Genomic DNA, 13,270 nt, shown 5'->3' with positions numbered 1-13,270 from the left:
GGTTCTGCGGCCCGAACCGGCCGCGTCAGACCCAAGGACGTTTGCGAACCGCCAAAGGATGCGGTCCGGCAAAAATAAATTCAAAAATAGTTCTTCGCCGCATCCTTTGCCCGTTCCGGTTCGTCCTTGCCGGCGAAGCGCGCCGCAACCTCGCGGCGCAGCAACGGAGAACGACCATGCAGACCCCTCGAGAGCGCGCCGAACAGCGCTGGGTGCTCGGCCTCACCGCGCTGGCATCCTTCATGATGGCGCTCGACGCCATGATCATGACCACGGCCTTCGCCACCATCCGCGCCGATTTCGGAAGCGCCGTGGAGACGCTGCAATGGACCGTCAATGCCTTCAACCTGACCTTCGCGGTGCTGCTCCTGACCGGCGCGGCGCTCGGCGACCGTTTCGGGCGGCGCAGGATGTTCGCGGCCGGGATCGGCCTGTTCGTCGTGGCGTCCGCGGCCTGCGCGCTGGCCGGCAACGCCGCGGCCCTGATCGCCGCCCGCGCCTTACAGGGCGCGGGCGCGGCACTGGTGATGCCGCTGGCGATGGCGATCCTGAGCGGCGCGTTCGGCCGGGAGGAGCGCGCCCGCGCGCTCGGCATTTTCAGCGGCATCACCGGATGCGCGCTGATCATAGGTCCCGCGATCGGCGGCTTCATCACCGAGCATCTCGGCTGGCGCTGGATTTTCTGGATCAACTTACCGGTCGGCCTGATCGCGATCGCCCTTGTGATCACGCGCCTGCGCGAAAGTTTTGGGCCGACGGCGCCGCTCGACATCACCGGCCTCACGCTGGTCGCGCTCGCGGCGCTGGCGCTGGTCTGGGGCCTGCTGCGCGGCAACGGCGTCGGCTGGGCCAGCGCGGAAGTGACGAGCGCGCTGATCGCCGGCGTCGCGCTGGCGGCGCTGTTCGTGCTGTGGGAGCTGCGTGCCACAAGCCCGATGGTGCCGATGCGGCTGTTCGCGGCACGGCCGTTTGCGTCAGGCATGGCCGCAAGCGTGCTGTTCTACGCCGCGATGTATGGCGTGCTGTTCCTGCTGCCGCAGTTCCTGCAGATCGCGCTCGGCTTCGACGCCTTCGGCGCCGGGCTTCGTCTGCTGCCGTGGACGGCGACGCTGTTCGTCACCGCGCCGATCGCCGGCGCCGCGGTCAACCGGTTCGGCGAGCGCACGCTGGTCGTCACCGGCCTCTTGATGCAGGCGATCGGGCTCGGCTGGATCAGCGAGATCGTGAGCCCCGCAGTGCCCTATTCGGCGCTGGTCGCGCCGCTGGTGCTCGCCGGCGTCGGCGTATCGATGGCGATGCCGGCCGCGCAGAACGCGGTGCTGGGTGCGGTCGCCGTCAGCGAGATGGGCAAGGCGTCGGGCGTCTTCAACATGGGCCGCTTCCTCGGCGGCATGTTCGGTATCGCGGCGCTGGTAGCGAGCTTCTCCGCCGATGGCGCAGCCGATTCATCCGGTCATTTCACGAGCGGATTCGCGTCGGCGATGAGCCTTGCCGCAACGCTGTCATTCGCCGGCGCGGTCGCGGGACTGTTCCTGCCGATGCGGCGGCGGGCCGTGGCCGCGGCCGCGCCGCAGGATGCGTGAAGCTTGCGGCGATTGGGTTTTGCTATCGGGCGATCAGGCATTTCGTGTTGGAATGGGGCTGCGAATGAATACATAATCAAACGACGAAGCCGTTCGAAACCGGGAGCGACATCAGATGACGCAAGCGCCGGCCAAACCTCATCGCGTGGTGATCGTCGGCGCCGGCTTCGGCGGCCTGGAAGCCGCTTTCGGTCTCAGAGGGGCGCCGGTCGAGATCACGCTGATCGACCGTCGCAACCACCATCTGTTCCAGCCGCTGCTCTATCAGGTCGCGACCGCTTCGCTTGCCACCAGCGAGATCGCCTGGCCGATCCGCTATCTCTTGCGCGACCGGCCCGAGGTGACGACGCTGTTCGCCAATGTCTGCGGCATCGACGCCACGGCGAAGCGGGTAGCGCTCGACGACGGCGGCAGCATTCCCTACGACACGCTGGTCCTCGCCACCGGCGCCCGCCACGCCTATTTCGGCCATGACGAATGGGAGCCGTTCGCGCCGGGCCTCAAGACGCTGGAGGACGCGACGACGCTGCGGCGGCGTATCCTGGTCGCCTTCGAGCGCGCCGAGCGCGAGACCGATCCGGACAAGCGCGCGGCGCTGCTGACCTTCGTCATCATCGGCGCCGGCCCGACCGGCGTCGAGATGGCCGGCACCATCGCCGACCTCGCCAAGGACACGCTGCCGCAAGACTTTCGTCACATCGACACGCGCAAGGCGCGCGTGGTGCTGATCGAGGCCGGCCCGCGCGTGCTGGCCGGCTTCCCGGACGATCTCTCGGCCTATGCGCAAGCGTCGCTGGAAAAGCTCGGCGTCGAGGTGATGCTGGGCGAGCCGGTCACCGAATGCTCGGCCGACGGCGTGGTGTTCGGCGGCAAGAGGCTGGAGGCGCGCACCATCGTCTGGGCCGCCGGCGTGCGCGCCTCGCGCGCCGCCGAGTGGCTGAACGCACCGGCCGATCGCGCCCACCGACTGCAGGTCGAGCCGGATCTGACCGTGCCGGGCCATCCCGATGTCTTCGCCGTCGGCGACACCGTCACGATCAAGGATCCCGACGGCAATCCGGTGCCGGGCATCGCGCCGGCCGCCAAGCAGGAGGGACGCTATGTCGCCGCGCTGATCAAGGCCCGGCTCGACGGCAAGACGCTGCCGCCGTTCCGCTACAAGCATGCCGGCAGCCTCGCCCAGATCGGCAAGAAGAAGGCGGTGATCGATTTCGGCTGGCTCAAGCTGCGCGGCTCGCTGGCATGGTGGATCTGGGGCCTCGCCCACATCTACTTCCTGATCGGCGTGCGCCATCGGATTGCGGTGGCGATGAACTGGCTCTGGATCCACACCCGCGACCAGCGCGCAGCACGGCTGATCACGCAAGGCAGCAGCAAGGTCGCGCAGTAGGTGACTCGGCACTGCGCTATCCTGTTATCCGTCATCCCCGCGCAAAGGCTCCGCCTTTGTCGCTGGAGGAGCGCGGCACGCGCGTCTCGAACGATCGACGGCCCCGCTAGTGGCCGTACATCCTTCGAGGCTCGCCCAGCGCCGCAATTTGCGCCGCAAGGCTCGCACCTCATCAGGATGACGGATAACAATCTGTCTTAGCCTCTCAGCGCTGTACGCATTCTCACCCCATCACCTGGTGCGGCGAGCGGCCGAACGCGGCCTTGAAGGCGCGGCTGAAATGCGAGACGTCGCTGAAGCCGAAGCTCAGCGCGACATCGGTGACATGGCTGAAGCGCCGCTCCGCCAGCGCCTGATAGGCGGCGGCGAGGCGCTGCTGCCACAGCCATCGGATCGGGGTCGTGCCTTCGCGCGCAAACAGGCGATTGAGCGTGCGCGGCGCCATGTTCTGCGCGGTGGCGATCGCATCGAGATCGAGCCCGGGATCGTCGAGATTGGCCAGCATGTAGGCCTTGACCCGCGCCAGCCTTTCGTCGCCGCGCTGGAGCCCGTCGTCCGTCAGCTCGGTCTGCAGCGTCGTTGCGAAAATATCGAGCGCCGCCGCGCCAAGCCGTATCGCCGCAGGTCCGGCCGCGTCGTCGAGCCGCGTCAGCCGGCGGATCAGCGATCCCGCCAGCGCTCCCACTTTCGACGCGTTGCCGACCCGCCGCGCCGTCAGGCGCTGCGCATCCGGCAGGCGCACGAGCAGCAGCGGCCGCGGGATCGACACCATGATCGCGCGCGCGCTCGGGGCGAATTCGAGCGTGAACGGCTGCGCCTGGTCATGCAGCATCAGATCGCCCCGGCGCATGCGCACGTCGCGGCCGCCCTGGGCAAAGCTGACCTCGCCGCGCAGCGTGAGCCACAGCATGAAATAGTCGCGCGGATCCCTGCGGACGTCGCTCGCGCTGCGCATCACCCGGATGCGGTCGGCGGCCGGCGTCGACGACCAGATGTCGTTGATGGCAAGCGGGCCGAGATGGCGGATCGAGATCGACGCCTGGAACGCCTCGTTGGCGACGCGGCGGCATTCGGTCAGCGAGAATTCGCGGCAGGTGACGTGATGCCAGCGGTCGAAACTGTCACCCGGCGCAACAAGCGTTTGCGCGACGACTGTGTGATCTAGGGTCTGCATCGGACCTTGCTCCCGCCCAACCCGGCAGCGGGACATTCTGCGTCCAGCCCTCCCTTCTGGCAAGCAGAGACCAGCGACTGGCCGGCGCAGCCAAGAACGGCCGCCGCAGCCGGTGTAGAAAATATCTCCCACCAGGAGAGGAGGCACCATATGGGCTACCAATGCGAAACCATCGATCCGGCGCGAACCGTCATGATCGTGGTCGACATGCAGAACGATTTCGTGGCCGAGGGCGCCAAGCTGCGTTCGGCCCAAGCCGCTGCCATGGTGCCGCGGCTGGCGCAGACCCTGAAGGCCTGCCGGGACAAGGGCATCCGCGTCATCTACACCGCGCATGTGCATCGCCGCGACGGCAGCGACATGGGGCTCTATGACGATCTCTATTCGCCGATCGCCGACCGGTCGTCGCTGGTCGACGGCAGCGAGGGCGTCGAGATCTTCAACGACCTCGCCCCCGCCCCCGGCGAGCACGTCATCAAGAAGCACCGCTACAGCGCGTTCTTCGCCACCGATCTCGATCTCATCCTGCGTGAATGGGGCATCACCACTGTGATCATCTCGGGGACCACGACCGAGAACTGCTGCCACGCCACCGCGCGCGACGCCATGTTCCACAATTACAAGGTCGTCTTCCTGTCGGACGCGACCGGCACGTTCGACTATCCCGATGTCGGCCAGGGCGCGCTGTCCGCCGACGAAGTACACCGCGCCACGCTGACGATCCTCGCATTCTCAACGGCACATGTGATGACGGCGGCCGAGATGCTGGCGCGGGTGAAGGTGGCGGGTTCGAAGGCGGCGTAGCGAGTTCACGAACAGCGCATCGCACATTCGGTCTGCCTCTCCCCTTGTGGGAGAGGCCGGATCGCATGAAGCGAAGCGCAATGCGATCCGGGTGAGGGGTTGCGGTCTCTCCGGTCCGTACGCCGTGTGCAGAGATACCCCTCACCCCAGCCCTCTCCCACAAGGGGAGAGGGAGCGCAGCAGCATTCGCGGCGAAGATCTCACTTCACCAGTGAGCAGCCGCCATCGGCCAGCGGGCGGAACGCCTGGTCGGCCGGGATGGTCGCGATCAGCTTGTAATAGTCGTAGGGGTACTTCGACTCTTCCGGCTTCTTCACCTCGAACAGATACATCGGGTGGACGACGCGGCCGTCCTGGCGGATCGTGGTGTCGCCGAACAGCTTGTCCTTGCCCTTGAAGGTCTTCATCTGCGGCACCACCGCCTTGGCGTCGTCGCTGCCGGTGGCGGCGACCGCGTTGAGATAGGCGAGCGTCGAGGCATAGACGCCGGCCTGGTTGCCGCTCGGCATCTTGCCGTTCATGCCGGGACGCGCGGCGAAGCGTTTTGCGAACGCGCGGGTGTCGTCGTTCATGTCCCAGTAGAAGGCTTCCAGCAACTGCAGGCCCTGCGCCACCTTCAGGCCCATGCCGTGGATGTCGTTCACGAACAGCAGGAACGCCACCATCGTCTGGCCGCCCTGCTGGATGCCGAACTCGGCCGCCTGCTTCACCGCATTGATGGTGTCGCCGCCGGCATTGGCGAGCCCGATCACTTTTGCTTTCGAGCTCTGCGCCTGCAGCAGGAACGACGCGAAGTCCGACGTGCTGAGCGGATGCTTGCTCGAGCCCAAAACCTTGCCGCCGTGCTTCTCGATGTAGTTCGTCGCTTCAGCCTCAATGCCTTTGCCGAGCGCATAATCGACGGTCACGAAATACCAGTCCTTGCCGCCGCGCTGCATCATCGCGGCCGCGGTGGTGTTGCCGGTGGCCCAGGCGTCGTTGACCCATTGAATGGTGTTCGGCGAGCAGGCCTTGCCGGTGAGATCGGAGCTCGCGGTCGACGACGCCAGGAACGTCATCCTTGAGTCGCGCAGGATGGTGTTGATGGCGAGCCCGACCGCCGAGTTCGGTACGTCGACGATGGCATCGACGCCTTCGACATCGAGCCATTTGCGCGCGATCGCAGAGCCCACGTCGGCCTTGTTCTGGTGATCGGCATAGACGATCTCGACCTTGATGCCCTTGCCGCCACCGCCAAAATCTTCCGCGGCCATGCGCGCGGCTTCCACCGAACCCATGCCGTTGGTGTCCTGGAAGATGCCGGAAATGTCGTTGAGCACGCCGACGCGGACCACGTCGCCGGAAATCTCCGCGCGTGCGCTGCCCGCGGCGCAGGCCAGTGCCAGCGCAAGTCCAATCCTAGATCGCCCAACCCCGAAGCCCCTCATCGTCTCCCTCCCATGTTTCCTCAATCGACCTTTTGCTGGTCTTGAGCGTCTCGTCAGGCCGGCGTGATCTCGACCGGCAGGCTGCTGAGCCCGCGCAGCGTGTTGTTGAAAAGGCGCTTCGGCTCGCCGGTGATGTCGATCCTGGCGACACGACGCGCGCCAGCGCCGCCAGCATCACCTCCCCTTCGAGGCGGGCGACGAGCTGGCCGACACACATATGGATGCCCGAACCGTAGCCGACGTGGCCCGACGTACGACGAGTGATGTCATAGCTATCGGGCGCTTCCCAGCGGCGCGGATCACGATTGGCCGCTGCCAGGAACATCAGCACTTTCTCGCCTTCAGGAATGCTGGCTCCACTGAGCTCGACGTCGCGCGTCGTGGTGCGGAAGAAAGTCTGGACCGGACTTTCGAACCGCACGGCTTCCTCGAAGGCGTTGCGCGCCAGCGTCGGATCGGCGCGCAGCTTCTGGAACTGGTCGGGGAAGCGGGCGAGGCAGTAGACGGCGGCGCCGATGCCGTTGACGGTGGTGTCGAGACCGGCCGACAGCAACGAGCGCACCAGCAGCGGCGCCTCGGTAGCGGTAATGGCGCCGCTATCGACATGGGCGTGAATGCAGGCGCCGATGCCGCCCGGGGTGAGATTGTCGCGCTGGCATTGCTCGGCAACATAGGCCTGATGCGGCGCCGAGCGCTCGATCGCCTCCTTGCGGAGCTCGTTCGGCGGGCCGAAGGCATTGAACACCAGACTGGCGTAGGGCAGCAGATGCTCGCGGCCCTCCGGCCTCAGGCCGAGTGCATCCGGGAAGATCGACAACGGATAGGCTTCCGCAAGGTCCGCGATCGCGTCGAACCTGCGCTTCTCCAGCAGCGCATCGAGGCGGGCCTCCGCGGCGGCGGCAAATTGCCCGCGAAGCTGCTTCATCACGGTCGCCGACAACACCGTGCTCAGCACGGCGCGGGTCCGGGTATGGGCGGGCGGGTCGGCCTCCAGGATCAGGCTCGCCGGCCGCCACGGCTTCTCCTTTGAAAAGTCGCTGAGGCCGACGCCGCGGCTGGAGCAGAAGGTCGCGGGGTCGTTCAGCACCGCATGGACCTCGGCGTAGCGCGCCACGCCATAGACATTCCACTTGTCGAGATAGACCACCGGCCCGGCCTCGCGCAGCCGCTCATGGGTCGGGAATGGATCGGCGAAGAACTCGAGCGCGAACGGATCGACGTCGAGATGCGGGACGGACGCAGCTTCTGTTGCAGTCATCGGGACCTCCCGAGGTTTGATCTTGTCAACACGGGCCGCATATCTATTGCTCCCGGACAGTTTCGCAGCGATGATTTGAGAGATGAGCAGCCAGCCCCTCCCCCGAAAGCCCCGCCGGCCGAGACCGGCCGATCCCGCAGACGCCAGTGACGGCCCGCTGCTGGACCTTGATCGCTATGTGCCGGCGTTCATCACCTTCATCGGCAACAAGCTGTCGAACAGCGCCACCGCGTTTTACCAGAAGAATTTCGGCGTCAACGTCACCGAGTGGCGGATCATCTCGCAACTGGCGATCGAGCCGGGGATTCCCGCTTCCCGGATCTGCCAAGTGATCGGCTTCGACAAGGGGCCGGTCAGCCGCAACCTCGCGGCATTGCAGAAGCGCGGCCTGCTGACCATCCGCACCGCTCCGGACGACGGCCGCACCCATTCGATCACGCTGACCGCGCGCGGCCGCGCCGTCCATGACAAGGTCATCGTCGCGGCGCTGGAGCGCGAGCGGCGGCTGCTGGCGTGCCTGAAGAAGGACGAGCGCGAGGTGCTGATCGAGCTGCTGCGCCGGCTGCACGAGAATCTCGGCGCCGTCACCGGGCAAGGCACGACCTGACGGCGCAGCCGTGCCATGGTCGCCGCGCTGCGCCCCCACAGTATTCGCCCGATCTTCCATGCGTGCCGTTCGCGCCGTGCTGCGCAACATTCTCCTCCCAAACGCGTGGCCGTTGACCGGCCCTGTCCCTATGGGTGCGGAAACTCGCACAGCTTAGTTGCTATGGCAACTAAAAACGCAGCCGCGTGCAGCGCGGCAAGTGGAAGCAGCGGGGACCTGGCGGGTTGGACAGCTGAAACTTGGATGATCCGTGCCACAAACGCGGTGTCGTCCCGGCCTCCGAGCCGTGACCCATAACCACAAATGCTGATTATCGCATGTCGGCGGAACGACGAACTTTGTTCACAATTTCGGCCGCGGAGTATGGGTGCCTGCTTCCGCAGGGACGACGGCAGTGTACGCGGCGCGCTGCTGGCGCGTCAGATGCACAAATCGCCTCACACGCCCGCGCAGGCGATCGCCTCACCCGACCCGTCGTCCTCCAATACCGCCACTGCTGCGGCGCGGCGCGTCAGCACGGCGCGCTGGTTGATGTAGCCCTTGTCGGTGATCTCCCCGCCGTCGACCGAGGCAGGCTCGGCCAGCAGCAGCGCGCGCGTGGCATGGCCGGAGGAATGGCCGCCTTGCGCCTTCAGCGTCGCCAGCCCCCGCCCAACCGCAGCACGAACCGCCGGATGGCCGATCACCTCCCGCGGATCGGCGCCCTCGGGCAGCCCTGCCAGCGCGCGGCAGGCGGCGAGGTTCGGAAACACCAGGAAGCGCACCTCGTCGCGGCCATGGCCGGTGACGACGATGTCCTGCGCGAGCGGCGCCAGCGCCGCGATGCCGGCGACGCGCAAGGTGCCGACGCTGACCCAGGTGCCGGAATTGAGCTTGAAATCCTCCGCCACGCGGCCGTCGAAGAACAGGCCGAGATCGGGCCGTGCGGCATCGGCGAAGGTGACGGCGTCGCCGATCCTGTAGAAGCCCTCGGCATCGAAGGCCTCAGCGGTGAGCTCGGGCGCCTTCCAGTAGCCCGGCGTGACGTTGGGCCCGCGCACGCGCACCTCGAGCTTGTCGCCCGACGGCACCAGCTTGAGCTCGGTGCCGGGGATCGGCACGCCGATATTGCCGGAGCGTTTGGCCAGGAAGTGGCAATCGGTCGCCAGCGGCGAGGTCTCGGTCGAACCCCAGGCCGACACCATCGGCAGCCGGCGGCCGACCGTCCGCAGCGACAAGTCCTCCAGCGCGTCCCACAGATTCTGCGGCAGCGCCGCGCCGGCATAGAAGGCGAATTTGGTGCCCTCGAAGAATTTTCTGCGCAGTTCGTCGTCGGTGCGCAGCGCCGCGATCAGCATGTCGAAGCCGCGCGGCACGTTGAAATAGACCGTCGGCACCACGCTGCGCAGGTTGGCCAGCGAGGTCGCGAACAGCCCGGGCGCCGGCTTGCCGCCGTCGATATAGAGCGTGCCGCCGTTGCGCAGCACCAGGTTGAAGTTGTGGTTGGCGCCGAACGTGTGGCTCCACGGCAGCCAGTCCAGGATCACCAGTTCCTCGCCCGCTTGCTCCAGGAACGTCCAGGTCTGCGCCTTGGCTTGCTGGCTCGAGGTCAGCATGCGCTGGGTGTTGATCACGGCCTTCGGCGTGCCCGTCGAGCCCGAGGTGAACAGGAATTTTGCGATCGTGTCCGCCGTCACCGCCGCGAACGCCTTGGCGACCCCGGGCGCTTCCGGCGTGGCAGCGACGGTACGGAACGACAATGCGTCGGCGTCGTCCGGATTGCCGCTGACGATGGTTGCGCGATGCAGCGACTTGATTGCGGCAAGCGCCGCCGCGAACGGCCTTGTGCTTGCGACGTAGATCGCGCCGGGGTCGAGCAGCTCGATCATGCTCTTCAGCTTGTCGAAGTCTTTCGACATCAAGGAATAGGCCGGCGAGATCGCGGCCGAGGGCACGCCGACATGCTGCGCGGCGAGCGCGAACAACGCGTGATCGATGCCGTTGTCGGAGAGGATGACGAGTGGACGTTCCGTGCTCAGCCCTTGCGCCAGCACCCACGATGCGGCCCGCCGCACGATGCCGAGCGCGTCGCGATATCTGACGGTGCTCCAGCGCGCATCGGCATTGGCGCGCTCGCCGAGAAAGATGCGATCCGGCGCCTGCCGCGCCCAATGCTCCAGCCAGTCGCCGACGCAGCGGGCGCCTTGCTTCAGCGGCGTGGTGGAGCGAACCAGGATGCTGCCGTCGTCGCGGCGATCCGCAACGATCGCGGGCGTCGCGAACAGGCTGCTCGGATTGTCTCCGCTGGCGGCGGCCATCGTCATGGTTTCCTCCTCGCCCGTGTCTTTGCGGGATCGCGCCGCAACATGGTGCGGCGCCGCGGTCCTGGCCGGGCTCTTTGGTGATAATGTTGCGGACATCAATTGTTGTCGTCAACAACAATCTTTCCCTCTCGCCTTGGGCGCGCTAGCCTGAGCTCATGGCGAGCCAGCAAAAGACATCGCGCAAGGCGGCAGGAACGGTAGCAGCAATCCGCCGCCCCCGGTCGCACAGAGCAAATGGCGGGGCGCCCGGCGGCGAGGCCGGCGACGACATCGGCCTCGACGCGCTGGTCGGTCACGCCGGCTATGCGGTGCGGCGCTTCCAGCTCTGGATCTTTCAGGACTTCATCAAGACGCTGGCGACGGTCGATATCCGCCCAACCCAGTACTCGGTGATGACCGTGATCGGGGCTAATCCGGGCCTCAGCCAGATGGCGGTGGCAAAGCGGCTCGGGATCGAGCGCGCGCGGCTGGTGCATCTGCTCGACAGCCTGGAAGACCGCGACTTCGTCAGCCGCGTCCCCTCCGCGACCGACCGCCGCTCCCACGCGCTGCATCTGACCGCGCGCGGCAAGACCGCGCTGGCGCAGTTCAAGCGGCTTGCCGCCGAGCATGAGCGGCATGTCGCCGAGAAGATCGGCAAGGAAAATCGCAAACAGCTGCTGCAGATCCTCGCCTGCTTCACCTGACCTCGCGACGAGATTTCGGCTTGACCGGATTTGCCTTTAAATTGGGCAGATGCTCTCTCATAGCGGCCTGCCTCCGTTCCCGACGAGCATTTCAAGCAACTGATATTGTGCAATAATCCGTCTCGCGGCGGACGCGGGCGAATTGTACACAATGGCACATTGCTTGCTTCGATCAGGCTGCAATTCCCTTGCGGATGGCGTCCGACGCCTCCCGCTCACGAGATGAGGCCAAGCACGTGACTGAAACTGTCGCCGCGATCGTCGCCGCGCACCGCGCCGGGACCATGACGCCGGCCCAAACCGTGGCGCGCAGCTACCAGCGCATCCGCGAGCACAACGACCCCGCCATCTTCATCAGCCTGCGCGACGAGAAGGATGCGCTTGCCGAGGCCGGGCGGCTCGCCGATCCGACGTTGCCGCTCTATGGCGTGCCGGTCGCGGTGAAGGACAATATCGATGTCGCGGGCCTGCCGACCACCGCCGCCTGCCCGGCGTTCTCCTATCTGCCCGCGCGGGATTCCACCGCGGTCGCCAAACTGCGCGCGGCCGGCGCCATCATCATCGGCAAGACCAATCTCGACCAGTTCGCCACCGGCCTGGTCGGCGTGCGCTCGCCCTACGGCATTCCCAGGAACCCGGTGCGCGGCGATCTCGTGCCGGGCGGGTCGAGCTCGGGCTCCGCGGTCGCGGTCTCCGCGGGCCTGGTGCCGCTGTCGCTCGGCACCGACACCGCGGGCAGCGGCCGCGTGCCGGCGATGCTCAACAACATCGTCGGGCTCAAGCCGAGCCTTGGGCTGATCTCGACCACCGGAGTCGTGCCGGCGTGCCGGACGCTCGACTGCGTCTCGATCTTCTCGCTCACCGCCGACGACGCGCTGGCCGCGCTCGCCGTCATGTCCGGGCCCGATCAGTCCGATCCGTATTCGCGCGACCGGGCGCTGGCCCCGCTGGCGAGCTTTCCGGCCAAGCTGAAGCTCGGCATTCCCCAAACCGGCCAGTTGAAATTCTTCGGCGATCGCGAGGCCGAGGAGGCCTATGGCGAGGCGTGCAAGCGCTGGCAGGCGCTTGGCGCCAACCTCGTCGAGTTCGACCTCGCGCCGTTCTACGAGACCGCGCGGCTGCTCTATGAGGGCCCGTGGGTGGCGGAACGGTATCTCGTGATCCGCGACCTGCTCGCGTCGTCGCCCGAGGCGGTCCATCCGGTGACGCGCGAGATCACCGTCGGCGGATCGCGCCCCACCGCTGCGGACACCTTCTCGGCGCTGTACCGCCTCGAGGCGCTGCGCCGCATCGCCGAGCGCAGCCTTGCGCAACTCGATGCGATCGTGCTGCCGACCGCCCCGACCGTGTATTCTACCGCTGACGTGCTCGCCAATCCGATCGAGCTGAACTCGCGGCTCGGCACCTACACCAATTTCGTCAACCTGCTCGATATGTGCGGCCTGGCGCTGCCGGCAGCGATGCGGCCCGACGGCGCGCCGTTCGGCATCACGCTGCTCGCGCGCGCCGGCCGCGACGCCGAGCTTGCCGGCATCGGCCGCGTGTTTCACGCCGACACCGGACTTACACTCGGCGCCAATTCACTTCCGCAGCCGCCGCTCACCGTCGCGCCGACGCAGGCCGGCTCCGACGACATCACCATCGCGGTGGTCGGTGCGCATCTCTCCGGCATGGCGCTGAACCACGAGCTGACGACGCTCGATGCGCGCCTGCTGGAAGAGGCGGTCACCGCACCGGACTACAGGCTCTACGCGCTCGACACCACGCCGCCGAAGCCCGGCATGCTGCGCATCGAGGCCGGTGCCGGCGCAGCGATCAAGCTCGAACTGTGGGCGATGTCACCGGCAGCATTCGGAAAATTTGTCGCCGCGATCCCGCCGCCGCTGTCGATCGGCACGATCAGGCTCGCCGACGGACGGCAGGCCAAGGGCTTCATCGTCGAGCCCGCCGCGATCCAGGGCGCGAAGGACATTTCCGCCTATGGCGGCTGGCGCGCATTTATGGCGGAGAGGGCGAAAGCCTAGCCGCTCCGGCGGCG

Annotated in this window: 9 protein-coding genes and 1 pseudogene; 6 read left to right on the top strand and 4 right to left on the bottom strand. The window is 67.0% G+C overall.

What is annotated here, in order from left to right; all coding sequences use genetic code 11:
* Positions 1 to 176 precede the first annotated feature (176 nt).
* Both ACVWZM_RS23990 and ACVWZM_RS23985 read left to right on the top strand, forming a co-directional pair.
* A complete protein-coding gene (locus ACVWZM_RS23990; protein ID WP_456855132.1) occupies positions 177 to 1,583 on the top strand; it encodes a DHA2 family efflux MFS transporter permease subunit in 1,407 nt (468 codons plus the stop codon).
* A gap of 115 nt (positions 1,584 to 1,698) precedes the next feature.
* The gene (locus tag ACVWZM_RS23985; protein WP_456855131.1) at positions 1,699 to 2,973 is read left to right on the top strand and encodes an NAD(P)/FAD-dependent oxidoreductase; all 1,275 of its coding nucleotides are present in this window, start codon (positions 1,699 to 1,701) and stop codon (positions 2,971 to 2,973) included.
* A 223-nt stretch (positions 2,974 to 3,196) separates the two neighbouring features.
* Here ACVWZM_RS23985 and ACVWZM_RS23980 read toward each other — a convergent pair whose 3' ends face one another.
* On the bottom strand, positions 3,197 to 4,147 hold the full coding sequence (locus tag ACVWZM_RS23980) for a helix-turn-helix domain-containing protein (protein WP_456855130.1): 951 nt from the start codon (positions 4,145 to 4,147) through the stop codon (positions 3,197 to 3,199).
* Positions 4,148 to 4,297: 150 nt separating this feature from the next.
* Between ACVWZM_RS23980 and ACVWZM_RS23975 the strand changes: the two genes are divergently transcribed.
* Positions 4,298 to 4,951 (top strand): isochorismatase family protein, encoded by a 654-nt coding sequence (locus ACVWZM_RS23975; RefSeq protein WP_076831037.1) that lies wholly within the window; start codon positions 4,298 to 4,300, stop codon positions 4,949 to 4,951.
* A 200-nt stretch (positions 4,952 to 5,151) separates the two neighbouring features.
* On the opposite strand, the gene ACVWZM_RS23970 is transcribed toward ACVWZM_RS23975, so the two are convergent.
* Together ACVWZM_RS23970 and ACVWZM_RS23965 are read right to left on the bottom strand one after the other, a co-directional pair.
* Positions 5,152 to 6,378, bottom strand: a complete 1,227-nt coding sequence (locus ACVWZM_RS23970) for an ABC transporter substrate-binding protein (RefSeq protein WP_456855129.1) — start codon at positions 6,376 to 6,378, stop codon at positions 5,152 to 5,154.
* Between the two features lie 53 nt (positions 6,379 to 6,431).
* Positions 6,432 to 7,636, bottom strand: a pseudogene (locus ACVWZM_RS23965) (cytochrome P450).
* A gap of 82 nt (positions 7,637 to 7,718) precedes the next feature.
* Between ACVWZM_RS23965 and ACVWZM_RS23960 the strand changes: the two are divergent.
* The gene (locus ACVWZM_RS23960; RefSeq protein ID WP_082653966.1) at positions 7,719 to 8,243 is read left to right on the top strand and encodes a MarR family winged helix-turn-helix transcriptional regulator; all 525 of its coding nucleotides are present in this window, start codon (positions 7,719 to 7,721) and stop codon (positions 8,241 to 8,243) included.
* 437 nt (positions 8,244 to 8,680) lie between these two features.
* Here the strand turns inward: ACVWZM_RS23960 and ACVWZM_RS23955 are convergent, their stop codons facing one another.
* A complete protein-coding gene (locus ACVWZM_RS23955) occupies positions 8,681 to 10,546 on the bottom strand; it encodes a feruloyl-CoA synthase (protein ID WP_456855128.1) in 1,866 nt (621 codons plus the stop codon).
* A gap of 155 nt (positions 10,547 to 10,701) precedes the next feature.
* On the opposite strand from ACVWZM_RS23955, the gene ACVWZM_RS23950 reads away from it, so the two are divergent.
* Positions 10,702 to 11,232 carry a MarR family winged helix-turn-helix transcriptional regulator gene (locus tag ACVWZM_RS23950; protein ID WP_456855127.1) on the top strand — a complete coding sequence of 177 codons (531 nt, stop codon included), beginning with the start codon at positions 10,702 to 10,704 and terminating at the stop codon, positions 11,230 to 11,232.
* A 194-nt stretch (positions 11,233 to 11,426) separates the two neighbouring features.
* Positions 11,427 to 13,256: an allophanate hydrolase gene (atzF, locus tag ACVWZM_RS23945; protein WP_456855126.1), complete on the top strand. Its 1,830-nt coding sequence runs from the start codon at positions 11,427 to 11,429 to the stop codon at positions 13,254 to 13,256.
* Positions 13,257 to 13,270: the final 14 nt, after the last annotated feature.

The organism is Bradyrhizobium sp. USDA 4501 (assembly GCF_054062115.1).
This window is presented reverse-complemented; position numbering and strand designations above follow the sequence as displayed.